Here is a 25,108-nt window from a genome sequence, read left to right on the forward strand (position 1 = left end):
CGCCAGCGACACCGCCGCGGCCAGCCGGCCCTTCGCCACCGCGAGCCGACCGGCGAACTCGGCGAGCACATGATCGGCCTCAATCAGCGCGGGTGCGATCGAGGTCAGCTCGCCGCGGAGCCCCGCGAGCCGCCCGTCGGCCGCCGTCGCGGCCCGGCCCGACCAGGCGACTCGCAGGGCCCTGGCGTCCGTGCTCAGCTCACCGGCCCGCCTCTCGACCAGCGCGGGCAGCCCGGCCCACGCGGCTCCCGCGGCCTGCCACGCCCCCGGGTCGGCCGCCCAGGGCTGCGCGTAGCCGATCGCGGGCGGCGGCGGGCCGACCCACTGCGTCTCGGCGCCTGCCGGCCCGGCGACCACGCGCGGGCGGGTCGGCGCGGTCACCGGGGTAGCGCGGCGAGCCGGCGGGCGGCCCGGTCGTCCACCGCCCGGTAGGACTCCACCGCCGTCCGGACCGCCCCGCCCGTCACCGCCACGAGGCCGCCGAGCCGGCCCAGCCAGACGTGCACCGCCGACTCCAGCCCCACCAGCGCCGTGCCGGCCGGCCAGTCGGGTGCCGACACCACCAGCCCGGGCACCCCGACCAGCCCATGCGCCAGCCGGTACGCGTCGTCGTCCAGCGCCCGGGCCACCCCCCGCAACAGCTCCGGTCGGACCGTCAACGGCTCCTCTGTCATCCCCACACCCCCGCGTGCGCCCCGGCATCGACGTATCGACGGTAGGCGGGGCACGAACACCCCGGAGTGCCCTGTGGACAGCCGCCGGCGGCCGTCCACAGGCGTTGCCCACGGCCGGGCCGACGGCTAATCTGCCGCCTTCGCCGCCGGTAGGGTGAGTTGGTGATCGTCGCTGTCGGCATCGACGTCGTCCTGGTCGACCGGTTCGCCCGGTCCCTGGCGCGGACGCCGCTGCTCGCCGACCGGCTCTTCACCGAGGCCGAGCGGTACACCCGCTCCGGCAACCCGCGCTCGCCGGAGTCGCTCGCCGCCCGCTTCGCCGCCAAGGAGGCCGTCGCCAAGGCGCTCGGCGCGCCGGCCGGGCTGAGCTGGCACGACTGCGAGATCGTGCCCGACCCCGACGGCCGCCCCTGGCTGGCGGTCTCCGGCACGGTGGCGGCGGCGGCCGTGGAGCGTGGGGTCAGTCGATGGCATGTCTCGCTGTCGCACGACGGCGGGATCGCGTCGGCGATGGTGATCGCGGAACGGTGACGTCGGCTGGGTGGGCAGTTCCGGCCCGCCCGCGAGCGGAATGGGACGGTGGCATGAGATCGGTGTGGCGGGTGGCCGACGTACGGGCGGCCGAGGCGGGGCTGATGGGCACGCTGCCGGAGGGCACGCTGATGCAGCGGGCCGCCGCCGGGCTGGCCCGCCGGGCGGCGCTGCTGCTCGCGGAGCGGGGCGGGGTGTACGGCGGGCGGGTGCTGCTGCTGGTCGGTTCCGGCGACAACGGCGGCGACGCCCTGTACGCGGGGGAGCGGCTGGCCCGCCGGGGCGTCACCGTGTCCGCCCTGCTGCTCACCCCCGGGCGGGCGCACGCCGCTGGGCTGACCGCGCTGCGGGCCGCCGGCGGCCGGCTGGTGGACCGCCCGACCGGCCCGGTCGACCTGGTCCTGGACGGCATCGTCGGCATCGGTGGCACCGGCGGGCTGCGGGCGAACGCGGACGAGGTGGTCCAGCGCCTCGGTGAGCTGCGCGGGCGGGACGGCGGCCGCGCCACGGTGCTGGCGGTGGACGTGCCGAGCGGGGTGGCGGTGGACACCGGGCATGTGCCGCTGTCCGCGTCCGGTCGGCCCACCGCGGTCCGCGCCGACGTGACGGTGACCTTCGGCGCGCTGAAGCCCGCCCTGGTGGTCGGGCCGGCGGCCCCGTTGGCCGGTCAGGTGGAGCTGGTCGACATCGGGCTGCGGCCGTGGCTGCGGGGCACCCCCGCGCTGAGGGTGACCGAGTGGGCCGACCTGGTCGACTGGTGGCCGACGCTGGGCCCGGCGTCGGAGAAGTACAGCCGGGGCGTGGTCGGTGTGGCGACCGGCTCGGCGACGTACCCGGGCGCGGCGGTGCTCTCCGTCGGCGGGGCGCTGGCCGGGCCGACCGGCATGGTCCGCTACGCCGGCGGCGCCCGGGCCGAGGTGCTGCACCAGCACCCCTCGGTGATCGCCAGCGACCGGGTCGCCGACGCGGGCCGGGTGCAGGCCTGGATCTGCGGCTCCGGGCTGGGCACGGGCGAGGACGCGGCGGCCGAGCTGCGCGCCGTGCTGGCCGCGCCGGTGCCGGTGGTGCTCGACGCCGACGCGCTGACCCTGCTGGTCGACGGCTCGCTCGCGGACCGGCTGCGCGGCCGGGACGCGCCGATCGTCGTGACCCCGCACGACCGGGAGTTCACCCGGCTCTGCGGGGAGGAGCCGGGCGCGGACCGGGTCGCCTCCGCGCTGCGGCTGGCCGCCTGGATGAACGCGGTGGTGCTGCTCAAGGGGGACCGCACGGTGATCGGCACGCCGGACGGTCGGGCGTACGTCAACCCCACCGGCACCCCCGCGCTGGCCACCGGTGGCACCGGTGACGTGCTGGCCGGACTGCTCGGCTCGCTGCTGGCGGCCGGTGTGCCGGCGGACCGGGCGGCGGCCTCGGCCGCGTACCTGCATGGCCTGGCCGGCCGGGAGGCGGCCCGCGGCGGGCCGGTGACCGCGCCCGACGTGGCCACCGCGCTGCGTCCGGTTCTCGCCCGGCTGGGCTGATCGCGTCGCTGCGGACGGGATGGCCGGGTCGGCGGCAGGCACGTGCGTCGCCGCCCACGGTGATCACGGCGGAAAGTAGGCTGGGCGTATGTGGCAGGCCGAGGTACGCGTCGATCTTGACGCGATCCGTGAGAACGTGAGCCGACTCCGGTCCGGCACCACCGCCGAGCTGATGGCGGTGGTGAAGGCCGACGGGTACGGCCACGGCATGATTCCGGCTGCCCGTGCGGCAATCGACGCCGGGGCGGACTGGCTCGGTGTCTGCACCCTCGACGAGGCGCTCACCCTGCGCCGGGCCGGTATCACCGTGCCGGTGCTGGCCTGGCTGCTCGCACCCGGTCTGCCGCTGCACGAGGGCGTCCGCGCCGGCGTGGACCTGGGTGCGGCCAGCCTGCCGCAGCTCGACGAGATGATCGAGGCGAGCCGGCTCGCCGAGCGTCCCGCCCGACTGCACCTGAAGATCGACACCGGGTTGTCGCGGGGTGGAGCGACCGTCGCCGACTGGCCGGCCCTGCTGGACGCCGCCGCGAAGGCGCAGGCGGACGGCCTGATCGAGGTGGTCGGCGTGTGGAGCCACTTCGTGTACGCGGACATGCCCGGCCACCCCACCACCGATCGTCAGCTGGCCGTCTTCCACGAGGGGCTGGCCATGGTCGAGCGGGCCGGGCTGCGGCCGCGCTGGCGGCACCTCGCCAACTCGGCGGCCACCCTGACCCGCCCCGACACCCACTTCGACCTGGTCCGTCCCGGGCTGTCCGTCTACGGGCTCTCCCCGGTGGCCGGCGAGACGTACGGGCTGCGGCCTGCGATGACCGCGCGGGCCCGCGTGATGCTCACCAAGCGGGTGCCGTCCGGCACCGGCGTCTCCTACGGGCACACCTACACCACGGCGAACGACGCGAACCTGGCCGTGGTGCCGCTCGGATACGCCGACGGCGTGCCCCGGCACGCGTCCAACAGCGGGCCGGTGCAGCTCGCCGGCGCGCGGCGGACCATCTCCGGGCGGGTCTGCATGGACCAGTTCGTGCTCGACTGTGGCGACGACCCGGTGGCCGACGGCGACATCGCGACGCTGTTCGGCAGTGGCGCCGACGGCGAGCCGACCGCCGACGACTGGGCCGAGGCCGTCGGCACGATCAACTACGAGATCGTCACCCGGTTCGGCGGCACGCGCGTGCCCCGGGTCTACGACGGTGAGCGGGCATGAGTCCGTACCGCATCCCGCGACCGCGGACCGCGGCCGGCCGGGTCGCCGGGCTGGTCGGCGCCGCGGTCGGCGTGGCCGCGGCCGGCCTGGCGGCCGGCGTCGCGACCGAGCGCACACTGGTCCGCCGGCTCAAGGCCGACCCGACCGACCGCTACGCGCACGAGACGTTCGGCGAGCAGCGGTACGACGACGCGTTCCGGTTGGAGCTGCCGGACGGCACCGACATCCACGTCGAGGTGATCGAGCCGACCCGGCCGGTGCCCGGGCACCCGACGGTGGTGCTGGTGCACGGCTTCTGCCTGGACATGGGCACGTTCCACTTCCAGCGCCAGATGCTCGCCGCGCGCGGCGACTACCGGATCGTGACGTACGACCAGCCCGGTCACGGCCGGTCCGGCCGGCTGGAGACCGGCGAGTACGACCTCGCCACACTCGGCCAGACGCTGCGCCGGGTGATCGACCGGACCACGCCCGAGGGGCCGTTGGTGCTGGTCGGCCACTCGATGGGTGGGATGACCATCATGGCGTTCGCCGAGTTGTTCCCGGAGCTGTTCGGCAACCGGGTGGTGGGCACCGTGCTGATGGCCACCTCGGGCGGGCTGATCGCGGAGACCAAGCTGGTCGCGCCGGCCCTGCTCGGCCGGGTCGGCGGCCCGGTGCTGTTCATGGTCAGCAACGCAACCCGGTACGGCGGGCCGGTGATCGACAAGGCCCGCAAGTCGACCTCGAACGTGGCCTGGCTCCTCACCCGCAAGTACGGCTTCGGCACCCGTAAGCCCAGCCCGGCGCTGGTGTCCTACGTGGAGACGATGAACTCGCGGACGTCGGCCGACACGGTGACCCGCTACCTGCGGACCCTGGCCACCCACTCGCGCTTCCCGGCGCTCGCGGCGTTGGCCGACACGCCGGTGCTGGTGGTGGTCGGCGACAAGGACATGATCACTCCGGTGACCCACTCGGAGGAGATCGTCCGGCGGTTGCCGCACGCCGAGTTCGTGAAGATCGAGGACAGCGGGCACGTGGTGATGTTGGAGCACGCGGACGAGGTCAACGCCGCGCTGGCGCGGTTCCTCGAGTCGCTGGAGAGCGTGGAGGAACGGTGAGTCACGTCGTCAAGCTGCCCGCCGTCGAGGACACCCGGGAGTTCGGCCGCCGGTTGGCCGGGCTGCTGCGCGCCGGTGACCTGGTGCTGTTGACCGGGCCGCTGGGTGCCGGCAAGACCGCCCTCACCCAGGGCATCGGGGCAGGCCTCGGTGTGCTCGGGGACATCACCTCGCCCACGTTCGTGATCGCCCGGGTGCATCGGCCCGACCCGGCCCGGGGCGGTCGGGTGGCGCTGGTGCACGCCGACGCGTACCGGCTGGGTGACGCCACGGACCCGCGCGCCGAGATCGACGACCTGGACCTGGACGCCTCGGTGGACGAGTCGGTGACCGTGGTGGAGTGGGGCGAGGGCCTGGTGGAGCAGTTGGTGGACGCACACCTGCGGGTCCGCATCGACCGCCGCGACGACGACACCCGGATCGTCGAGCTTGATCCGGTCGGTGGAGACTGGGCCCGGCGGCTCGCCGAGTTGGCATAGGCCGCCGGGTCGCTGTCGTACCCGGTGCCTAGAGTGCGGGGGACCGACCCGCGCTGTGAAAGGTTCCTGATGGCCGACGACGCCCCCGCCCTGGATCTGCTGGCCCTGCTGCCGGAGCAGTGGCGTGCCGTGCTCACCCCCCATCTGGATCCGGCCCGCACCGCCGCGTTGGCCGAGTTCGTCGCCAGGGAGTACGAGACGCAGACCGTCTTCCCACCCCTGGCGGACCTGTTCTCCGCATACCGGCTCTGCCCGCCGCAGAGCACCCGGGTGCTGATCCTCGGGCAGGACCCGTACCACCGGGCCGGGCAGGCACACGGGCTGAGCTTCAGCGTCCGGGACGGGGTGGCGGTGCCGCCGTCGCTGCGCAACGTGTTCAAGGAGCTGGGCGAGGACCTCGGCGTGCCCAAGCCGCGCAGCGGCAACCTCGACGGCTGGGCCGCGCAGGGTGTGCTGCTGCTCAACGCGGTGCTGACGGTCCGTCAGGCCACCCCGGGCTCGCACGCCAACTCCGGTTGGGAAGAGTTCACCGACGCCACGATCCGGGCGCTGGACGCGTCACCGGACCGGGTGGTCTTCCTGCTCTGGGGCGGGTACGCCCGTAAGAAGGCCGCCCTGGTCACCAACCCGCAGCACGTGGTGCTGGAGGCCGGCCACCCCAGCCCGATGAACCCGCGTGGCTTCCTCGGCAGCCGGCCGTTCAGCGCGGCCAACAAGGCGCTCGCCGATGCCGGCCTGCCCACCATCGACTGGGAGCGCACCGCCGGCTGACCCGGTCCGCCGACGGGTCAGGACCGTCGCTTCCCGCTGGCGGCCTGCCGGGCGCGGTGACGGCGCAGCAGGTCGGCCGCCCGCGGCTCGGTCAGCTCCAGATCGACCAGCGGCACGACACGGTAACTCCGGGCACCGTGGCGCACCTCGATCGTTTCGGGCAGTTCGTCGCACATCGTGGCCCTGATCTCGCCGTACCGGGTCGTCCAGAGGTGCTCGCCCTGCTCCTCGGGCTCCAACCAGACCCCGCCGAACTCACCCCAGCGGGCATTCCACCGCTGGCCGTAGGCCTCCTCCAGCCAGCGGGTGAACCGTTTCGAGTCCTGCCAACGCACGGCGATCTCCAGCGCCTCGACCGGCACCGGCGCGCCCTGCAACAGCGCCGCCGTGCTTCCGGTGATCACCTGCGGGAAGTCGGCGAGCCGGTCCAGCATCCGGTGCAGTCCCAGCTCGTCGATCCGCTCGGCGATCGGCCGGGCGGCCAGGTCGTCGATCCGGGCGTCGAGGTGTGCGTCCAGAGGCTCGACCCCGACGACCAACTGCACGTCCATCGCGGCGAGCAGCCGCTCCAGCAGCGGGATACTGGGCGACCGATCCCCGCGCTCGATCCGGGCGACGGCCGCCTGGCTGACCCCGGCCAGGCCGGCCAGCTCCCGCTGGTTCAGCTCGCGCAGGTGCCGTTGCTGTCGCACGACAGCGCCGAGGAGGGGGACGAGGCGAGTGGAGGACATCCCGGCATCGTGGATCAGACGAAGCGGCGGCGATACCGGTGAGGCAATTTGTCGACTCACGGGGCGCCAGTGGGGAGCCGATCCCGGGAGGACGACGTGCCTCGGGGCGGCGGGCCTCGCTCTGATGAGCCTGATACCTGTGAGGCATAAATATGCCTGAGAGGTATCACGCTCATGAGGGTGACCGACCCCCCAACCCAAGCCCCGCGCATTCGCCGGGGCCACCGGGTGATGGGCCGGGCTGGGGCGGCTAGGCTGGCTAACCGTGCTCGTACTCGTGGTGGACAGCTCGACCCCCGCGGTGACCGCCGCGCTGGTGGAGGTCTCGGCGGACGGTGTGGCGTCCCGGGCGCACCGGTGCACGGTCGACGCCCGCGCGCACGGCGAACTGCTGGCCCCTCAGGTCGACGCGGTCCTCGCCGATGTCGACGCGCGTCCGCAGGACCTGGGCGCCATCGTCGCCGGGCTCGGGCCGGGGCCGTTCACCGGGCTGCGGGTGGGCCTGGTCACCGCCGCCACAATGGGCCAGGTGCTCGGCATCCCAACCTACGGCGTCTGCTCGCTGGACGGCATCGGCTACCCGGCGGCGGCCGGCGAGCCGGTGCTGGCCGCCAGTGACGCTCGCCGCAAGGAGCTCTACTGGGCCGTCTACGACGGCACCGGTCAGCGGATCGTCGGGCCCGAGGTGTCCACGCCCCCCGTGGCCGCCGCCCGCGCCCGGGAACTGGGAGCGACGGTCGCGGTCGGCGACGGTGCCCACCGGTACGCCGAGACCCTGGGCCTGCCGGTCCGGGTCGAGCCGCGCTACCCCGACGCCGGCGTGCTGGCACTGCTCGCCGGCGAGCGGATCCGGGCCGGCGCGCCCGGTGAACGGCTCACCCCGCTCTACCTGCGCCGGCCGGACGCCGTGGTGGCGACCGGCCGCAAACCGGTCCTCCCATGAGCGTGCGGCTGGACCGGTTCCGCTGGTGGCACATCGACCAGGTGTTGCCGATCGAGGCAGACCTCTTCGGCGCCGAGCAGTGGTCGCCGGCGATGTTCTGGAACGAGCTGGCCAACGGGCACCACTACCGGGTCGCCACCGACGACGACGGCACGGTGCTGGGCTACGCCGGGCTCGCCGGGGCTCCGCCGGACGAGGTGTGGGTGCAGAACATCGCGGTCCGCCGTGACGCGCAGCGGCGCGGCGTCGGCCGTGCCCTGCTGGAGGAGCTGCTCGCCGAGGCGGCCCGGGTCGGCGCCCGCAGCACCCTGCTGGAGGTCGCCGTGGACAACGCCCCCGCCCAGCGGCTCTACGCGACGTACGGGTTCGAGCCGATCGGGGTGCGACGCGGCTACTACCAACCGAGCAACACCGACGCGCTGGTCATGCAGCGCGTCGCCGAGCCGACCGGGGACGGACCACACGACCATGGCTGACGAACCGCTGATCCTGGGCATCGAAACCTCCTGCGACGAAACCGGCGTCGGCATCGTGCGGGGACACACCCTGCTGGCCGACGCGCTCGCCTCCAGCGTCGAGGAGCACGCCCGGTTCGGGGGCGTGGTGCCCGAGGTGGCCAGCCGGGCCCACCTCGAGGCCATCGTGCCGACCATGGACCGGGCGCTGCGCGACGCGGGCGTCACCCTGGCCGACATCGACGCGATCGCGGTCACCTCCGGCCCCGGGCTGGCGGGCGCGCTGCTGGTCGGCGTCGCCGCCGCCAAGGGGTACGCGCTCGCCGCGGAGAAACCGGTGTACGGCGTCAACCACCTGGCGGCGCACGTCGCCGTGGACACCCTCGAACACGGCCCGCTGCCCGAGCCCGCCATCGCGCTGCTGGTGTCCGGCGGGCACTCCTCCCTTCTGCTGATCGACGACCTGGCCCGGGGCGTCACCCCGCTCGGCGCCACCATCGACGACGCGGCCGGCGAGGCGTTCGACAAGGTCGCCCGGCTGCTCGGACTGCCGTTCCCGGGCGGCCCGCCCATCGACCGCGAAGCCCGGGCCGGCGACGCCGCCGCGATCGCCTTCCCGCGCGGCCTGACCGCCGCCAAGGACCTCGCCGCGCACCGGTACGACTTCTCGTTCTCCGGACTGAAGACGGCGGTGGCCCGCTGGGTGGAGGCGCGCCAGCGCGCCGGCGAGCCCGTGCCGGTGGCCGACGTCGCCGCGTCCTTCCAGGAGGCGGTCTGTGACGTGCTGACCACCAAGGCGCTCGCCGCCTGCCGGGCGAACGGCATCGAGACCATGGTGATCGGCGGCGGCGTGGCGGCGAACTCGCGGCTGCGCGCGTTGGCCGAGCAGCGGGCCGAGAAGTACGGCATCCGGGTCCGGGTCCCCCGGCCGAAGCTCTGCACCGACAACGGGGCGATGGTCGCCGCGCTCGGATCGCACCTGGTCGCCGCCGGGGTCGCGCCCAGCCGGCTGGACCTGCCGGCCGACTCGGCGCTGCCGTTGACCACGGTCAGCGTCTGACGGGGGCGACGGACATGATCGTGCGGATGTGGGAGGCGCGCGCCGAGGCGTACGGCGTCGCGGACCTGATCACCTGGGTGTGCGACACCGCCCTGCCCGAGGTGGAGCACGACCCGCTGCACGTGTCCAGCGAGGTCTTCTCGTCCACCGACCACCGGGTCGTGGTCATCTCCAAGTGGCGCAGCAACCCGCGCCCGTTGCCCGAGCCGCCCGCGCTGCTGGTGGCCCGCGCCCCGCACTCCTGGGACTTCACCCAGGTCGACCGCTGACCCCGCCGACCCGCTCTCCGTGGTGAGCTGCGGCACCTTCGGGCGGTAATTGATTCGCCCGGACCAGGGTCGCCGCCTAGCGTCGAGCCGCTATGCGCTTCTCACCGGCCGGCGAAACCGGCGTACCCGATACCCGGTCGGCGACCCGCTACCTGATCTGGTTGGCGGGCCGGCACAAGCGGCTGTTCACCGCCGGCATCGCGCTCGGCGTGGTGTGGATGGTGGCGCAGGCGCTGATGCCGGCCGCCGTCGGCCGGGCCGTCGACGGGTTGGCACGCCGCGACGAGGACGCCCTGCTCACCTGGGGTGTGGTGCTGCTCGGGCTGGGCGTGCTCCAGGCGGCAGCCGGGATCCTGCGGCACCGCTGCGCCGTGCACAACTTTCTGGCCGGGGCGTACCGGACGGTGCAGTTGACGGTGGAGGCGGCGAACCGGCTCGGCGCCGCGCTGCCCCGCCGGGTCGCCGCCGGCGAGGTGGTGAGCATCGGCACCGCCGACATCGGCCAGATCGGGAACGCCATCGACATCACCGCCCGCGGCACCGGTGCGCTGGTCGCGATCGCCACCGTCGCGGTGATCCTGCTGAACGCCTCGGTGCCGCTCGGGCTGGTCGTGGTGCTCGGCGTACCGCTGCTGATGGCGGTGGTGGCGCTGCTCATCCGGCCGCTGCACCGCCAGCAGCAGGCGTACCGGGACGCGGAGGGAGCGCTCACCACCCGGGCCGGCGACATCGTCTCCGGGCTGCGGGTGCTGCGCGGAGTCGGGGGCGAACCGGTGCTCTCCGCCCGCTACCGGGCGCGGTCGCAGGAGCTGCGTACGCGTGGCCTGCGGGTGGCCCGGGTCGAGTCGCTGCTGGAGGCGGCGCAGGTGCTGCTGCCGGGCGCGTTCCTGGTGCTGGTGACCTGGCTGGGCGCCCGGTTCGCGTTGCGCGACCAGATCAGCGCCGGGCAACTGGTCGCCTTCTACGGCTACACGGCGTTCCTGGTCAACCCGCTGCGCAACCTCACCGAGGCGGTCGACAAACTGACCCGTGGGCACGTGTCCGCCCGCCGGGTGGTCCGGCTGCTGCGACTTGACCCGGAACTGGTCGATCCGGCGCAGCCGGTGGCGCTGCCGGACGGTCCGGGGGAGCTGGCCGACCCCGACTCCGGGGTGGTGGTGCTTCCCGGCCGGTTCACCGCGCTGGCCGCCACCGCCCCCGAGGACGCGGCCGCCATCGTGGACCGGCTCGGCCGGTACACCGACTCGAATGCCACGCTGCACGGCGTACCGCTGCGGTCGCTGGCGCTGGCGGCGGTGCGCGCGCGGATCCTGGTGGCCGACAACGACGCACATCTGTTCACCGGCCGGCTCCGCACGGAGCTGGACCCGCGCGACCGGGGCGACGACGCGGCACTCGCCGCGGCGCTGGTCGCGGCGAGCGCGACGGACATCGTCGAGGCGCTGCCCGACGGGCTGGACAGCCCGGTGGCCGAACGCGGCCGGGAGTTCTCCGGCGGGCAGCGGCAGCGGTTGCGGTTGGCCCGCGCGCTGGTCGCCGATCCGGAGACGTTGCTGCTGGTCGAGCCGACCAGCGCGGTCGACGCCCACACCGAGGCCCGGATCGCGCTGCGGTTGGGTGACGCGCGTGCCGGCCGGACCACCCTGGTCTGCACCACCAGCCCGCTGGTGCTCAGCCGAGCCGACCGAGTGATCTTCGTGGAGGACGGCAAGGTGGTGGCCGAGGGGACGCACGCCGAACTGCTGGACGGTGAGCCGCGCTACCGGGCGACGGTCAGCCGGGAGGAGGACTGATGGCCACCGCACTGCCGGTCGCCGACGCGCGGCAGGTCCGCCGGTACGCGCGCACGCTGGTCCGCCGGCATCCACGCGCGCTGGCCGCCGCGCTCGGCCTGCACGCGCTGGCCGCTGCCGCCGGGTTGGCCGCGCCGCGGCTGCTCGGCGACCTCGTGGAGGGCATCTCCCGGGGCGTCGGTGAGTCCACCGTGGACCGGATCGCGCTGCTCATCGGCGGTTTCGTGCTGGCCCAGTCGGTGCTGGTCCGGTTCGCCCACCTGGCCTCGGCGCGGCTCGGTGAGCGGGTCCTCGCCGAGCTGCGTGAGGAGTTCGTGGACCGGATCCTCGACCTGCCGCTGGCCACCGTCGAGCGGGCCGGCACCGGGGACCTGCTCACCCGCACCTCCCGGGACGTCTCCGCGCTGTCGCGGACCGTCCGCCTGGCGGTGCCCGAGACGCTGATCGCGGTGGTCACCACCGGGTTCATTCTCGGCGCGCTGCTGTTGATCGGCCCGCTGCTGGCGGTGCCCTGCCTGCTGGCGGTGCCGATGCTCTGGGCGGGCACCCGCTGGTACCTGCGCCGCGCCCCCGCCGGCTACCTGCGGGAGAACGCCGCCTACTCGGACATCACCGACGGGATCAGCGAGACCGTCGAGGGCTCGCGGACCACTGAGGCGTTGCGGCAGCAGGCGCGCCGGCGGGCCCGCACCGACGTGGACATCCGTCGCTCGTACGCGGCGGAGCGGTACACCCTCAACCTGCGGACCGTCTTCTTCCCGGTGGCCGAGATCGGGTACGTGGTGCCGGTGGTGGCCACGCTGCTGATCGGCGGCTGGTTCTACCTGCGGGGCTGGGTCAGCCTCGGTCAGGTCACCGCGGCGACCCTCTACGTGCAGCAGCTGGTGGACCCGGTCGACCGGCTGCTGTCCTGGCTGGACGAACTTCAGGTGGGCGGCGCCTCGATGGCCCGCCTGCTGGGGGTGGCCCGCACCGGCGACAGCCCCGCCGCCGACGCGCGGCCCGCCGGCACCGCGCCGGCCCCTGCCGCCTCCGTCGACGGGGGCGCGGAGCAGCTCGCCGCCCGCGATGTCCGGTACGCGTACCGGGCGGGGCGGGACGTGCTGCACGGGGTGACCCTGGTCCCGCGGCCGGGGGAGAAGCTGGCCATGGTGGGGCCTTCCGGCGCCGGCAAGTCCACCCTGGGGCGGCTGCTGGCCGGGGTGCACGCCCCGCGCAGCGGCTCGGTGACCGTGGACGGCCGGCGGCTGGAGGAGCTGCCGCTGGGCGAGCTGCGCTCGCACGTCGCCCTGGTCACTCAGGAGCACCACGTCTTCATCGGCTCGCTGCGGGAGAACGTGGCCATGGTCCGGCCGGGCGCCGAGCCGGCGCGGGTGCGGGCGGCGCTCGCCGCGGTCGCCGCCCTGGACTGGGCGGAGGCGCTGCCCGACGGGCTGGACACCGTGGTCGGCGCGGGTGGCCACCCGCTCTCCCCGGCGCAGTCGCAGCAGGTGGCGCTGGCCCGGCTGGTGCTGGCCGATCCGCACACCCTGGTCCTGGACGAGGCGACCTCGCTGATCGACCCGCGTGCCGCCCGGGAGCTGGAACGTTCCCTGGCGGCCGTGCTGGCCGGCCGTACCGTCATCGCCATCGCGCACCGGCTCTTCTCGGCGCACGACGCCGACCGGGTGGCGGTGGTGGAGGACGGCCGGATCACCGAGCTGGGCCCGCACGACGAGCTGGTGGCGGCCGGTGGCTCGTACGCGGCGCTGTGGCGCTCCTGGCACCACAGCGACGAGCCCGGCGACCGGTCGCCACCAGCGGGGTGACCGCCGACGGTCAGGTGCGGCGCAGCATCCGGTAGGTGGCGATCCCGCCGGTGCCCAGCGCGGCGAGGAAGACCAGCCAGACGACGGTGCTGCTGACCCCGACCTGCGGGCCGGTGTTCGCGGCGGCGGCGGCCAGCAGCCCGTCGTTGCCGGGGGCGGGCAGCGCCGCGGGCGGCAGCTCCGGCCAGCGCACCAGGTTGGTGCTCTCCAGCATCTGCATGTGGTGCATCACGAAGCCGTTGGCGTCGTCGCAGAGCTTGCGGACGGTGGCGTCCCGGGTGCTCGCCCGCACCGCGCCTATCACCGGGAAGATCTTGCCGTGGGCCACCCGGAGCCGGGTGACGAAGATCTGGTCGAACCGGGCGCCGGAGGCCTTCTGCATCTCCGACAGCCAGCCCTTCTGCTCGGCGGTCGGCTCGGACGGGATGGCCGCACCCAGCTTGTTGGCGGCGTCCACGACGAGCTGGTCGAGCTTCTGGTGCTCGTTGGCGATGCCCGCGCCGATCTCCCGGACCTTGGCCGACTGTCCCTTCTCGGCGGCCATCTGACCGGCCGGCATCTCCCACAAGCCGGCCAGCCGCACACCGTTGAGCAGGGTCATGTCGGCGGCGTTGAGCTGCTGCCCGCCGGCGGGCGCGGCGACGGCCACGCCGGGCAGGACACCGACCCCCGCGATGACGGCGATGAGCAGCATCGCCGCCCGGTGGGTCCGGTTGCCCAGCCGGCGACGGGCGGATCTGAGCGGTGCCATGTCTGCGGTGCCTCCTCGGTCCGGACCGAAACGCGTCTGGACCGGGCAGCCGTGTGTCGCCGGCTGCCCGTCCGTCCACTGATACGGACTGACCGCCCGATCAGTTCACCGGTTGCCGGCGCGGATCAGCGGGTGGCGGCGAGGAAGCCGCCGAGCAGCAGCAGGGTGAGCGCGGCGACGGCGAAGAGCACCAGCAGTTCCCGGCGGCCGTGCCCGGGATCGCCGCCGGCCGAGGCGTCGGCGGCCGGGTCGGGCAGGGCCGGCAGGTCGCGGGTCAGGGCGGCCAGGTCTCCGAGGGTGCGGGTGCTCCACACCGCGCCCACCCGGTCGGAGAACTCGTCGAGGGTGAGCCGGCCCGCGGTGGTGTGCCGGTGCAGCTCGGCGACCACCCGGTTGCGGTCGTCGTCGGAGGCGCGCAGCTCGACATCCACGTCGGACAGGGTACGCGGATCAGCCCACGTCGAGGGGGTCGGCGAGCAGCCGTTCGAAGGCCAGCTCGGCGGCGCCGATCAGGGGCGCGTCCTCGCCCAGTTTGGGGGTGCGCAGCCGGACGTGCTCCAGGCAGGCGCCGAGCGCGTTGGAGTTGAGCCGGCTGCGGATCTGGGCCGCCGCGGCGAGGTAGAGGTCGCGCATGGTGCCGCCGAAGATGACCATCTCGGGGTTGAAGACGTTGACCAGGTTGGCCACCCCGAAGCCGAGCCAGTCGCCGGCCTGGCGAACCGCCGTCTGGGCCCGGGCGTCACCCCGGTCGGCGGCGTCGAAGACGGCCAGCAACGCGTCCCGGCCGCGGGCGTCGGAGCGGCCGGCCGCACGGAGCAGCCCGTGCTCGCCGATCTCGGTCTCCCAGCAGCCCCGGGAGCCGCACTCGCAGGGCATGCCGTCGCGGACCACCTTCATGTGGCCGACCTCGCCGCCGTACCCGCCGTGCCCGGTGAGCCGACGCCCGCCGGCGATGATGCCGGCGCCCACGCCGACGTCGCCGTACAGGTAGATGACGTTGTCGCAGCCGGCGGCGACACCTCGCGCGTGCTCGGCGAACGCGGCCACGTCGGCCACGTTGCCCACCGTGATCGGCACGTCGATGCCCAGTTCGGCGCCGAGGGCCGCGCCGATCGGTTCGTCCACCCAGCCGGTGGTCGGGCCGAGCCGGACCAGGCCGTCGTCGCGGCGGACCATGCCGCAGACGGCGACGCCGGCGCCCACGCAGATCGCGTCGCCGGGCACCGCCTGCTGCATCTCCTTGACCGCGCCGGCCAGCAGCGGCGCGGCCTCGGCGGCGAGCAGGCCGCGCGGTCGGTCCAGTTCCCGGCGGTCCAGCACCGCGCCGCCCAGGCCGACGCGGGCGGCGCGCAGCCGGTCCACCTCGACGGAGTACGCGTACGCGTAGACCCGGGCCGATTCGGGCCGGACGACCAGTGATGGCCGTCCGGCCCGGCCGGTCTCCTTCGGCGCACCTTCGCTGACCAGTCCCACCGCGGACAGGTCGGCGGTCAGCGCGCCGATGGTGCTGCGGTTGAGGCCCAGCGTGGTGGTGAGTTCGGCACGTGTGGTCGCCCCGTGGACGTGCACGTGCCGCAGCAGTGCCCCGAGGTTCTGCCGTCTTACCTCGTCCTGGCTTGGTGCCGGGCGCATCGCGGTGCTACCTCCCGCGGTCAGCGGGTGCCGGTGGCTGCCGCGCGGCGTCGGGAGAGCGCGTCGACGCTGGCGGCGAGCAGCAGGACGACGCCGGTGACCACGTACTTGATTCCCGCGCTGTATCCCATCAGGCCCATCCCGTTTTCGATGACCGCGACCACCGCGCCGCCGAGCACGGCGTCGAGGACGCGGCCCTTGCCGCCGAAGAGGCTGGTGCCGCCGATCACTGCGGCGCCGACCGCGTAGAGCAGTACGTTACTGCCCCCGGTGTTCGGGTCGACGGAGTTGGCTCGGCTGGCAGCCACGATGCCACCGATGGCGGCCATCGAGGAGCAGATCACGAAGACCGAGATGCGGATGCGGTCCACTTCGATGCCGGCGCGACGGGCCGCCTCCCGGTTGCCGCCCACGGCGTAGATGTGCCGGCCGTAGCTGGTGCGCTGGAGCACGAAGGTCCAGATGATCAGCAGCGCCGCGATGACCGGCACCACGATCGGCACGCCCTTGAGCGAGACGATCAGCACGTTGCGGCTGCGCTCCAGGTTGAGGATGTACACGGCCGTACCGAGGATGACGGCGAGCCCTGCGATCCGCAGCGCCACCACCGCGATCGGATCGGTTATCAGGCCGCGGGCCACCCGGTTGCGGTGGCGCAGGAGTTGCACCGCCGCGTAGCCGACGACCGCGAGGACGGCCAGCACCCAGCCCAGGGTGGGGGCGAGGTTGCGGTTGGCGATGGCGACCAGCACCTCGTCGCGGACGGAGATGTTGGTGCCCTCCTTCACGAGCAGCAGCACGATGCCCTGGAAGGCGAGGAAGGCGGCGAGGGTGACCACGAAGGACGGAATGCCGATCTTGGCGACCAGCAGGCCGAGGCTGGTGCCGATGACCACACCGGTGGCGACCGCGGCGAGCACGGCGACCCACCAGGGGTAGCCCAGCACGGTGACCACGTTGGCCAGCACCGCCGCGCAGACGCCGCTGGCGAAGCCGGCGGAGAGGTCGATCTCGCCGAGCAGCAGCACGAAGACCAGGCCCATCGCGATCAGCGTGACCGCGGCGCCCTGGGTGAAGAGGTTGGCGAAGTTGCCGGCCGACAGGAACGACGACGGCCGCATGATCGCGAAGACGGTGCAGAGCACGATCAGGCCGAGCACCGCCGGCAGCGCGCCGACGTCGCCGCCGCGTACCCGGCTCCAGTAGGTGCGGACGTGTCCGCCGACGGTCGGCGGTGGTGTGACGGCCGCGGGGCCGTCCTTCCGCACGGCGGTGGTGGTCATCGGTGGCCTCCTGAGATCGAGTCGGCCGGCTGCGCGCCGTCGCCGTTGCTGCCCGGGTCGGTGGCGAGGCCGAGCCCGCCCGAGCGCCCGGCGGTGATCAGTTCGACCACCTGGGCATGGGTGATGTCGGTGGTCTTCACCTGGGCGACCATCTGGCCGAGGTACAGCGCGGCGATCCGGTCGGAGACGGCGAAGACGTCGTTCATGTTGTGCGAGATGAGCACCACGGCCAGGCCGTTGTCGGCGAGCCGGCGGACCAGTTCGAGCACCTGGGCGGTCTGTGCCACGCCGAGCGCCGCGGTCGGCTCGTCCAGGATGACCAGCCGGCTGTTCCACAGCACCGCCTTGGCGATGGCCACGGTCTGGCGCTGACCGCCGGAGAGGCTGGAGACGTGCTGGCGCAGTGAGGTGACGGTGCGGATGGAGAGCCCGGCCAGCGTCTCGGCGGCGAGCTGTTCCATGGTCGGCTCGTCCAGGATGATGCCGCTGCGCCGCTCCCTGCCGAGGAACATGTTCTGCACGATGTCGAGGTTGTCGCAGAGCGCGAGGTCCTGGTAGACGACCTCGATGCCGAGCGCGGCGGCGTCGCGGGGGTTGCCGATGTGGACCGGCTCGCCGTTGAACAGGAACTCGCCGGCGTCGGTGGGGTGGATGCCGCTGATGCATTTCACCAGGGTCGACTTGCCGGCGCCGTTGTCACCGACCAGCGCGGTCACCTCGCCGGGATGGACGGTGAAGGCGACGTCGCGGAGCACCTGGACGGGACCGAAGCTCTTGTCGATCCCGCGTAGTTCCAGCAGGGGGGTCGTGGACACGGGGGTCTCCTTCTCAAGGGAGGGTCGGGGGCCGTCCGGCGGGCGCCGCCCGGCACGGGAGGGTGCTCCCGTGCCGGGCGGCGAGGGTCGTCCCGGCGGGTACTGCGGCGTCGGTCAGCTGATGCCGGCGTCGGCGCAGAGCTTGGCGTACGCCCCGGTGCAGACCTCTTCCTTGGTCACGTAGCCGTCGGCGATGACGTCCTTGACGTTCTCCTTGTAGATGGCCTTCGGGGTGAGCAGCACCGAGGGGACGTCCCGGCCGCCCTCCGGGTCCTTCACCGTCTGGCCGGTGTCCTTCTTCTCGCCCTTGGCGAGCGCGATGGCCAGGTCGGAGGCGGCCTTGGCCTCTTCCCGGACCGCCTTGTAGACGGTCATGCACTGGTCTCCGACGAGGATGTTCTGGAGGCCTTCCGGGGTGGCGTCCTGCCCGGTCACCGGCACCTTGCCGTTGAGCTTGTTCTTCTTCAGGACCGAGATGGCCGCGTTGCCGAGGCCGTCGTTGGCGGCCAGCACACCGTCGATCTTGCCGCTGGCCTTGGTGAGCTGCTGCTCGAAGATCGTCGCGGCCTGCGCGTTGTCCCAGGCCGGCACGGCGTCCTCGGGGCCCTTGGTGTATTCCTTGGCGTCGAACTTCGGCTTGAGCACCGAGTCGTAGCCGTTCTTGAACAGGGTGGCGTTGTTGTCGGTGGGGGAGCCGTTGAGGTACGCCACGACCGGGTTCTTGGCGCCCTGGTCGGTCAGGCACTTGACCAGGCCCTCGCCCTGGAGCTTGCCCACGGTCTCGTTGTCGAAGCTGACGTAGTACTGGGCCGAGCCGCCCAGGGTGAGCCGGTCGTAGTCGATGGTGGCGACGCCCTGCGACTTGGCCTTGTCGAGCACGGCCTTGCCGGTGCCGGAGTCCAGGTTGACGATCATCAGGGCGGTGACGCCGCTGGTGATCATCTGGTCGGCGATGGTCTGGAAGGCGGTCTTGTCGTTCTGGGCGTTCTGGATGTCGTACTTGACGCCGGCGGCCTTGAACGCCTCTTCGAGGAACCGTCGGTCCGCGCTCTCCCAGCGGGCGGAGGACTTGCTGTCGGGGAGGATCACGCCGATTTTGGGGGTCTTGGCGGAGCTGGCCTGGTCGTCGCCGGCGTCGTCGCCGCAGGCGGTCATGCTGCCGGTCGTGAGCAGGCCCACGACGGCGATGGTGAGGAGCCCCTTACGCATGTGCAGGGTCCTTTCGGGGTGGGGGAAGGTGTTCTTTTGTTGTGCCCGGCAACGTATTGCGCCTCGCGCGCGGCCCACAAGACCGGCGGGGCGTCAAGTTTGTTGGGAGCGATAACAATTCAGCAACGCCACCGTCACTCCCCGGTCATCCAGGGGAGTTGACCATGGAGGGCAGCCGTCAGCGGGTCTGCAACGCCGCCGTGCGCGCCTCGGTCAGCGCCACCAGATCCGCCGCGGCCAGTTCGAGTTGCAGGCCGCGCCGGCCGGCGGAGACATAGATCGTCGGCAGGTCCAGCGCGGAGGCGTCCAGCACCGTGGGCAGTCGCCGGCGCTGCCCGAGCGGGCTGATCCCGCCCCGCACGTAGCCGGTCGCCCGCTCGGCGACCGCCCGCTCGGCCAGCGCCGCCCGCTTGCCGCCGACCGCCGCCGCGAGCGCCTTGAGGTCGAGCTCACCGGTGACCGGAACGACCGCCACGGTGAGCGCGCCGTCGACCTCGGTCACCAGCGACTTGAACACCCGCTCCGGGGGTACGCCGAGCGCCGCCGCCACCAGCGCGCCGTAGTTCGGCGCGTCCGGCGCCACCCGGTACGGGTGGGTGCGGTGCGCGATCCCGTGCTTGGCCAGCAGCGCTGTCGCCGGAGTGCCCTGTCCCGCCACGTCGACGAACCTAGTCGACCGGCTGGCAGATCAGCACCGTCGGCGCCCCGGCGACCCGGGTGAGCACCAGGCTCGCCGCCGCGTCACCGGTCAGCCGCAGGTCCCGCCGGAGCTGCTCCGGAGTGAGCGCGGAACCCCGCTTGAGGATCTCCACCCGACCCACCCGGCGGTCCCGCAGGAGGGTCCGCAGGCGCTTGAGCGAGAACGGCAGCACGTCGGTCACCTCCAGGCAGCGCGCGTACGGCGTGCGGGTCGGACGGTCGGCGTAGAGGTAGGCGATGCTCGGGTCGGCGAGGGTCGCCCCCAACTCGCCGGCCAGCTCGGCGACGAGGTGCGCGCGGACCACCGCCGGGTCCGGGTCGTACAGGTAGCGGCGCGCCGGCCCGACCGGAGCCTCCGCGGCCCCCGAGCCGGTGAGCTGGTGGCGGCGGGCCTCGTCGCCGCCCGCACCCTGCCGGTAGAGCGTGGCCCGGCGGGGCACCTCCGCCAGGTCGCCGCACCAGAGCGCGGCCTCGACCAGGTCGCCGTCCACGCCGACCCACTCGGCCTCCGCGCCGGCCGGGATGAGCGCGTGATCCAAACCCGGCGCCACCTTCACGACCGTGCGTGGCACCCGCTCGGCGAGCCCGGTGACGAAGTCCCACGGCGGCGAGTAGGCGCGCGGGTCGAAGATCCGCCGCCCGGTGCCGGCCCGCCGCCGGGCCGGATCGCAGAAGACCCCGTCGACCCGGGAGACGTCGAACGTGGTGGCGTCACCGCACTCGACCGTGAACAGCTCGGCCAGCCCGGCCGCCGCCGCGTTGGCGGCGGCCATCGCGGCGGTCACCGGGTCGGCCTCCACCCCGTACACCCGGATGCCGGCGCGGGCCGCGGCGAGCGCGTCGGCGCCGAGACCGCAACCGAGGTCGGCCAGGGTGCGCACGCCGGCGTCGCGCAGCCGGGCGGCCCGGCGGTCGGCGACCACCCGGCGGGTGGCCTGCTCCAACCCGGCGCGGGTGAGGAACATCCCGGCGGCGGCCGGGCCGAACTTGCCGACCGCCCGGTGGCGCAGCTCCGCCTGGGTCAGTGCCGCCGCGGCCAAGGGGTCGCCGCCGGCCAGCCCGGCCGCCGCCGTGAGCGCGGCCGACCCCTCGGGGGTACGCAGGGCAGCCAACTGGTCGAGATCCACCCGCCCATTCTCCCGGCCCGCATGTCAGGTGACCGAGGCCGGGGGACGGGGCGGCGTGGTGCCGTCACCTCGCCGAGCTGGAGCCCGGGCCGGATCGCCGGCCGGAGCCCCGAGGTCAGCGCGGGGTGCGGGTGGCGGCCACGAACGCCCGCCAGGTCGTCGGGGTGAAGATGAGCGCCGGGCCGGTCGGGTCCTTGCTGTCCCGCACGGCGACCACGCCGGGCAGGTTGTCGGCGACCTCGACGCAGGCGCCGCCGTTTTGGTTGCTGCGGGAGGCCTTGCGCCAGGTGGCGTGGGTCAGGTCCATGTCTGCACCACTTCCTCGATCAGCCGGGCGGACTGCCGGCATGGCAGCGCCTCGCCGGTCACAGTCTCCCAGCGTCGCTCCAGGGCGGCAACGTCGTTCGGGCTGTCCACGGTCTGCCCCCGGAGCTGGTTGTCCAGGTGGGCCAGCTCGGCCCCGGTCTGAAGCCGGGCCACGATGAACGGGCCGGCGAGCCCGGCATGCCAGAGAGCGTCGGCCGGCACGACCCGGACCTGCACGTTCGGCTCGGTGCCCACGGCGAGCAAATGCTCTAGCTGCTCGCGCATGATCTCCCGGTCGCCGAGTTGCCGGCGCAGCGTGTGCTCCTCCAGCACCGCGACGAGGTGCGGACGCGGCTCGGCCGTCAGCAGGGACTGCCGGGCGAGCCGGGCCACCACCCGGGTCTCCACCTCGTCGGCGGTCAGCTCGCCGCCCACGCCGAGCATCGCCCGCGCGTACCCCTCGGTCTGGAGCAGGCCGGGGATCACCGTCGGGTCGTACCAGCGCAGCGCCACCGCCTCCCGCTCGTTCTCGTCCCACGGGCGGAACCAGTCCGGCGCGGCATGGAAGCGGATCAGCTCCAGCATGCCGACGAAGAGGCCGCCGGTGTCCAGGGTCGAGTCGATGCGGCCGACGTAGTCCGGCTTGACCGGGCTCTGCCCGGTCTCGACCGCGCTCACGTACGACGATGAGTAGTTGATCAGCTTGCCCAGCTCCTCCTGGCTGAGCCCGCGCGCCTGGCGTGCCCGGCGTAGCTGTTCGTGCAGGAACGTCAGTGTCGGTATCCGGGACACTCGGCTCCCCTTCGTCGGTGTCAGGTGGGTGGCAACCGACGGTAGGGAGATGGCCACGGTGGGGCGAGGCGCTCCCGGCGTGTTGCGGTAACGACTGGCGGAACTGTGGCGACACGACGGACGGCGCGTTGGCACTCTCCTTGACGGAGTGCTAGCCACGGAATAACCTGCGATTAGCACTCTCACCCTGAGGGTGCCAGCCTCCGGGTCTCGCGACCCGGGTGCGAAACGCCAGGCGGACCGGCACCCGCGACGACGGTCCCGCCCGGTGGCATGTGGCAGATTGACGCTGGCCGGCCCCGCCGGTCAGCAACGAAACCAGTACCCCAGGAGGGTATGCCCGTGACTACCGCGACCAAGGTTGCGATCAAGCCGCTCGAGGACCGGATCGTGGTCCAGGCGAACGAGGCTGAGACCACCACGGCGTCGGGCATCGTGATCCCCGACACCGCCAAGGAGAAGCCGCAGGAGGGCACTGTCCTCGCTGTCGGCCCGGGCCGGATCGACGACAACGGCAACCGTGTGCCGCTCGACGTCAAGGTCGGCGACACCGTTCTCTACTCGAAGTACGGCGGCACCGAGGTCAAGTACGCCGGCGAGGAGTACCTGGTGCTCTCCGCCCGCGACGTCCTCGCGGTCATCGAGAAGTAAGCAACCGATCAGTGCCATTGCCCCGGTCCGGCTCGCCGGGCCGGGGCAGTGGCGCTTCGAAGGGACATTCATGGCGAAGATCCTGAGCTTCTCGGACGACGCCCGGCACCTGCTGGAGCACGGTGTCAACGCCCTCGCGGACGCGGTCAAGGTCACCCTCGGCCCGCGCGGGCGCAACGTCGTCCTGGACAAGAAATTCGGTGCGCCGACGATCACCAACGATGGTGTGACCATCGCCAAGGAGATCGAGCTCACCAACCCCTACGAGAACCTCGGCGCGCAGCTGGTCAAGGAGGTGGCGACCAAGACCAACGACGTCGCCGGCGACGGGACCACCACCGCGACCGTGCTGGCCCAGGCCATGGTCCGCGAGGGCCTGCGCAACGTGACCGCCGGGACCAACCCCGCCGGGCTCAAGCGGGGCATCGACGCGGCGGCCACCAAGATCTCCGAGGCGCTGCTCGGCCGCGCCGCGGAGGTCACCGGCAAGGAGTCGATCGCGAACGTGGCGACGATCTCCGCGCAGGACTCCACCATCGGCGAGCTGATCGCCGAGGCGATGGAGCGGGTCGGCCGCGACGGTGTCATCACCGTCGAGGAGGGCTCCGCGCTCACCACCGAGCTGGACGTGACCGAGGGTCTCCAGTTCGACAAGGGCTTCATCTCGCCGAACTTCATCACCGACCTGGAGGGTCAGGAGTCCGTCCTTGAGGACGCGTACATCCTGGTCACCACCCAGAAGATCTCGGCGATCGAGGAGCTACTGCCGCTGCTGGAGAAGGTCCTGCAGAACAGCAAGCCGCTGCTGATCATCGCCGAGGACGTGGACGGCCAGGCGCTCTCCACCCTGGTGGTCAACTCGCTGCGCAAGACCCTCAAGGTCTGCGCGGTGAAGGCCCCGGGCTTCGGCGACCGCCGCAAGGCGATGCTCCAGGACATCGCGATCTCCACCGGCGCCGAGCTGGTCGCCCCGGAGCTGGGCTACAAGCTCGACCAGGTCGGCCTGGAGGTGCTCGGCACCGCCCGGCGCGTCGTGGTCGACAAGGAGAACACCACGATCGTCGACGGTGGCGGCCAGAAGGCCGACGTCGCCGACCGGGTGGCTCAGATCCGCAAGGAGATCGAGGCCTCCGACTCCGACTGGGACCGGGAGAAGCTGGCCGAGCGGCTGGCGAAGCTCTCCGGCGGCATCGCCGTGATCAAGGTGGGCGCGGCGACCGAGGTCGAGATGAAGGAGCGCAAGCACCGCATCGAGGACGCCATCGCGGCGACCAAGGCTGCGGTCGAGGAGGGCACCGTGCCCGGCGGCGGCGCCGCCCTGGTGCAGATCCTCCCGGTGCTCGACGACGACCTGGGCTTCACCGGTGACGAGAAGGTCGGCGTCTCGATCGTGCGCAAGTCGCTGATCGAGCCGCTGCGCTGGATCGCGCAGAACGCCGGCCACGACGGCTACGTCGTGACCCAGAAGGTCGCCGACCTGAAGTGGGGCAACGGCCTCGACGCCGCCCAGGGCGAGTACGTCGACCTGGTCAAGGCCGGCATCATCGACCCGGTGAAGGTGACCCGCAACGCGGTCACCAACGCCGCCTCGATCGCCGGCCTGCTGCTCACCACGGAGAGCCTCGTGGTGGAGAAGCCGGAGCAGCCCGAGCCGGCCGCCGCCGGTGGCGGCCACGGCCACGGCCACCAGCACGGCCCGGGCTTCTGACCCGATAGCGACACCGTTCCGGGGCACACCGTCGTACGGCGGTGTGCCCCGGTCCGTCTCCAGATCATTACCGCAGGCTGACATGGTTGGCGACCCGCCGAGTTGATCGCGCACACTGGGCCGATGAGCACCACGTCGCGGCGGTACGCCGCGCTGGCCGGAGTCACCGCCGCCGCCGTCGCGATCGGGATCGCGGAACCGGTGGCTGTGCTGACCGGGCCCCGGTCGGCGCCGCTGGTCGCGGTCGGCGGGGTGGTCGTCGACGCCGTCCCGGAGTCGCTGAAGCAGCTCGCCATCGACATCTTCGGCACCGCCGACAAGATCGCCCTGCTGGTCGGCACCGCGCTGCTGCTGGGCGCGTTCGCCGCGCTGCTCGGGATGCTGGCGGTGCGCCGGTTGGCCCTCGGCCTGGCCGGGATCGCGGCGTTCGCCGCCGTCGGTGTGGCCGCCGCGCTGACCCGCTCCGGTGCGGACGCCGCCGACGCGCTGCCGTCGCTGGTCGGCGGTGGTCTCGGCGCCCTGGTGCTCTGGCTGTTCATCGCCGGCCCGCTGGAGCTGGACCCCTGGCCCTGGTCCCCGCCCACTCCGCCCGTGCCGTCCGCTGGGGCGGTGCCGTCCGATGCGACCGCGCCGCCTACTCCGCCCGTGCCGTCCGATGCGACCGCGCCGCCCGCTGCCGTGTCGCCCGGTCCGGCGGTGCCGGTGGGCTCGGACGGCCTGCCGGCCCCGGTGACCCCGGCCGCGCCGTCGGTGCCCGTCGGGCGGGCACCGGGCGAGGGGGTCGACCC

Annotated in this window: 26 protein-coding genes and 2 pseudogenes; 15 read left to right on the forward strand and 13 right to left on the reverse strand. The window is 73.4% G+C overall.

The window, feature by feature from the left end:
- A pseudogene (locus tag EAD98_RS11110) lies at positions 1-381 on the reverse strand (hypothetical protein); the annotation flags it as partial.
- Positions 378-674, reverse strand: a complete 297-nt coding sequence (locus EAD98_RS11115; protein WP_121653976.1) for a hypothetical protein — start codon at positions 672-674, stop codon at positions 378-380. The gene EAD98_RS11115 and the pseudogene EAD98_RS11110, both read right to left, overlap by 4 nt.
- A 162-nt stretch (positions 675-836) precedes the next feature.
- Here EAD98_RS11115 and EAD98_RS11120 point away from each other — a divergent pair, with 162 nt between their 5' ends.
- The 6 genes from EAD98_RS11120 to ung all read left to right on the forward strand — a co-directional run bounded on the left by EAD98_RS11120 (position 837) and on the right by ung (position 6,288).
- The gene (locus EAD98_RS11120; RefSeq protein WP_121653977.1) at positions 837-1,205 is read left to right on the forward strand and encodes a holo-ACP synthase; all 369 of its coding nucleotides are present in this window, start codon (positions 837-839) and stop codon (positions 1,203-1,205) included.
- 53 nt (positions 1,206-1,258) lie between these two features.
- Positions 1,259-2,728 carry an NAD(P)H-hydrate dehydratase gene (locus EAD98_RS11125; RefSeq protein ID WP_121653978.1) on the forward strand — a complete coding sequence of 490 codons (1,470 nt, stop codon included), beginning with the start codon at positions 1,259-1,261 and terminating at the stop codon, positions 2,726-2,728.
- A gap of 88 nt (positions 2,729-2,816) precedes the next feature.
- Positions 2,817-3,935 carry an alanine racemase gene (gene alr, locus EAD98_RS11130; RefSeq protein ID WP_121653979.1) on the forward strand — a complete coding sequence of 373 codons (1,119 nt, stop codon included), beginning with the start codon at positions 2,817-2,819 and terminating at the stop codon, positions 3,933-3,935.
- A complete protein-coding gene (locus EAD98_RS11135; protein WP_121653980.1) occupies positions 3,932-5,038 on the forward strand; it encodes an alpha/beta fold hydrolase in 1,107 nt (368 codons plus the stop codon). Before alr ends, EAD98_RS11135 begins: the two co-directional genes overlap by 4 nt.
- A complete protein-coding gene (gene tsaE / locus EAD98_RS11140) occupies positions 5,035-5,517 on the forward strand; it encodes a tRNA (adenosine(37)-N6)-threonylcarbamoyltransferase complex ATPase subunit type 1 TsaE (protein ID WP_121653981.1) in 483 nt (160 codons plus the stop codon). The genes EAD98_RS11135 and tsaE overlap by 4 nt, the downstream gene beginning before the upstream one ends.
- A 69-nt stretch (positions 5,518-5,586) precedes the next feature.
- Positions 5,587-6,288, forward strand: coding sequence for a uracil-DNA glycosylase (gene ung, locus EAD98_RS11145; protein ID WP_121653982.1), 702 nt, complete (start codon positions 5,587-5,589; stop codon positions 6,286-6,288).
- Positions 6,289-6,305: 17 nt separating this feature from the next.
- Here ung and EAD98_RS11150 read toward each other — a convergent pair whose 3' ends face one another.
- Entirely contained in the window at positions 6,306-7,019 is a 714-nt protein-coding gene (locus tag EAD98_RS11150) for a helix-turn-helix domain-containing protein (RefSeq protein ID WP_121653983.1), read from the reverse strand.
- 265 nt (positions 7,020-7,284) lie between these two features.
- Between EAD98_RS11150 and tsaB the strand changes: the two genes are divergently transcribed.
- The 6 genes from tsaB to EAD98_RS11180 all read left to right on the forward strand — a co-directional run bounded on the left by tsaB (position 7,285) and on the right by EAD98_RS11180 (position 13,347).
- Entirely contained in the window at positions 7,285-7,962 is a 678-nt protein-coding gene (gene tsaB / locus EAD98_RS11155; RefSeq protein WP_121653984.1) for a tRNA (adenosine(37)-N6)-threonylcarbamoyltransferase complex dimerization subunit type 1 TsaB, read from the forward strand.
- Positions 7,959-8,438 (forward strand): ribosomal protein S18-alanine N-acetyltransferase, encoded by a 480-nt coding sequence (gene rimI / locus EAD98_RS11160; protein ID WP_121653985.1) that lies wholly within the window; start codon positions 7,959-7,961, stop codon positions 8,436-8,438. The genes tsaB and rimI overlap by 4 nt, the downstream gene beginning before the upstream one ends.
- The gene (tsaD, locus tag EAD98_RS11165; protein ID WP_121653986.1) at positions 8,431-9,477 is read left to right on the forward strand and encodes a tRNA (adenosine(37)-N6)-threonylcarbamoyltransferase complex transferase subunit TsaD; all 1,047 of its coding nucleotides are present in this window, start codon (positions 8,431-8,433) and stop codon (positions 9,475-9,477) included. Before rimI ends, tsaD begins: the two co-directional genes overlap by 8 nt.
- A gap of 14 nt (positions 9,478-9,491) precedes the next feature.
- Entirely contained in the window at positions 9,492-9,746 is a 255-nt protein-coding gene (locus EAD98_RS11170) for a hypothetical protein (RefSeq protein ID WP_121653987.1), read from the forward strand.
- Between the two features lie 92 nt (positions 9,747-9,838).
- The gene (locus EAD98_RS11175; RefSeq protein ID WP_121653988.1) at positions 9,839-11,539 is read left to right on the forward strand and encodes an ABC transporter ATP-binding protein; all 1,701 of its coding nucleotides are present in this window, start codon (positions 9,839-9,841) and stop codon (positions 11,537-11,539) included.
- Positions 11,539-13,347: an ABC transporter ATP-binding protein gene (locus tag EAD98_RS11180; protein WP_121653989.1), complete on the forward strand. Its 1,809-nt coding sequence runs from the start codon at positions 11,539-11,541 to the stop codon at positions 13,345-13,347. Before EAD98_RS11175 ends, EAD98_RS11180 begins: the two co-directional genes overlap by 1 nt.
- 10 nt (positions 13,348-13,357) lie before the next feature.
- On the opposite strand, the gene EAD98_RS11185 is transcribed toward EAD98_RS11180, so the two are convergent.
- The 10 genes from EAD98_RS11185 to EAD98_RS11230 all read right to left on the reverse strand — a co-directional run bounded on the left by EAD98_RS11185 (position 13,358) and on the right by EAD98_RS11230 (position 21,961).
- On the reverse strand, positions 13,358-14,098 hold the full coding sequence (locus EAD98_RS11185; RefSeq protein WP_121653990.1) for a DUF4142 domain-containing protein: 741 nt from the start codon (positions 14,096-14,098) through the stop codon (positions 13,358-13,360).
- 125 nt (positions 14,099-14,223) lie between these two features.
- Complete coding sequence (locus tag EAD98_RS11190) at positions 14,224-14,529, reverse strand: DUF1707 domain-containing protein (protein WP_121653991.1); 306 nt, start codon at positions 14,527-14,529, stop codon at positions 14,224-14,226.
- Between the two features lie 19 nt (positions 14,530-14,548).
- Positions 14,549-15,730 (reverse strand): ROK family protein, encoded by a 1,182-nt coding sequence (locus EAD98_RS11195; RefSeq protein WP_121653992.1) that lies wholly within the window; start codon positions 15,728-15,730, stop codon positions 14,549-14,551.
- A 20-nt stretch (positions 15,731-15,750) separates the two neighbouring features.
- Complete coding sequence (locus tag EAD98_RS11200) at positions 15,751-17,013, reverse strand: sugar ABC transporter permease (protein ID WP_121653993.1); 1,263 nt, start codon at positions 17,011-17,013, stop codon at positions 15,751-15,753.
- Positions 17,010-17,828, reverse strand: a complete 819-nt coding sequence (locus tag EAD98_RS11205; RefSeq protein ID WP_121653994.1) for an ATP-binding cassette domain-containing protein — start codon at positions 17,826-17,828, stop codon at positions 17,010-17,012. Before EAD98_RS11205 ends, EAD98_RS11200 begins: the two co-directional genes overlap by 4 nt.
- A 114-nt stretch (positions 17,829-17,942) precedes the next feature.
- Positions 17,943-19,037: a sugar ABC transporter substrate-binding protein gene (locus EAD98_RS11210; protein ID WP_121653995.1), complete on the reverse strand. Its 1,095-nt coding sequence runs from the start codon at positions 19,035-19,037 to the stop codon at positions 17,943-17,945.
- 178 nt (positions 19,038-19,215) lie between these two features.
- Entirely contained in the window at positions 19,216-19,695 is a 480-nt protein-coding gene (gene ybaK / locus EAD98_RS11215) for a Cys-tRNA(Pro) deacylase (RefSeq protein ID WP_121653996.1), read from the reverse strand.
- A 10-nt stretch (positions 19,696-19,705) separates the two neighbouring features.
- Positions 19,706-20,863, reverse strand: coding sequence for a methyltransferase domain-containing protein (locus EAD98_RS11220; protein ID WP_121653997.1), 1,158 nt, complete (start codon positions 20,861-20,863; stop codon positions 19,706-19,708).
- Positions 20,864-20,978: 115 nt separating this feature from the next.
- Positions 20,979-21,170 carry a DUF397 domain-containing protein gene (locus EAD98_RS11225; protein ID WP_121653998.1) on the reverse strand — a complete coding sequence of 64 codons (192 nt, stop codon included), beginning with the start codon at positions 21,168-21,170 and terminating at the stop codon, positions 20,979-20,981.
- Positions 21,161-21,961 carry a helix-turn-helix transcriptional regulator gene (locus tag EAD98_RS11230; protein WP_158609787.1) on the reverse strand — a complete coding sequence of 267 codons (801 nt, stop codon included), beginning with the start codon at positions 21,959-21,961 and terminating at the stop codon, positions 21,161-21,163. Before EAD98_RS11230 ends, EAD98_RS11225 begins: the two co-directional genes overlap by 10 nt.
- A gap of 336 nt (positions 21,962-22,297) precedes the next feature.
- On the opposite strand from EAD98_RS11230, the gene groES reads away from it, so the two are divergent.
- The 3 genes and pseudogenes from groES to EAD98_RS31525 all read left to right on the forward strand — a co-directional run.
- Entirely contained in the window at positions 22,298-22,612 is a 315-nt protein-coding gene (gene groES / locus EAD98_RS11235) for a co-chaperone GroES (protein ID WP_084757526.1), read from the forward strand.
- Positions 22,613-22,682: 70 nt separating this feature from the next.
- Complete coding sequence (groL, locus tag EAD98_RS11240) at positions 22,683-24,320, forward strand: chaperonin GroEL (protein ID WP_121654000.1); 1,638 nt, start codon at positions 22,683-22,685, stop codon at positions 24,318-24,320.
- 123 nt (positions 24,321-24,443) lie between these two features.
- Positions 24,444-25,108, forward strand: a pseudogene (locus EAD98_RS31525) (molybdopterin-binding oxidoreductase); the annotation flags it as partial.

The sequence above is a fragment of the Micromonospora sp. CV4 genome (assembly GCF_003667455.1).
Classification (GTDB): Bacteria; Actinomycetota; Actinomycetes; order Mycobacteriales; family Micromonosporaceae; genus Micromonospora.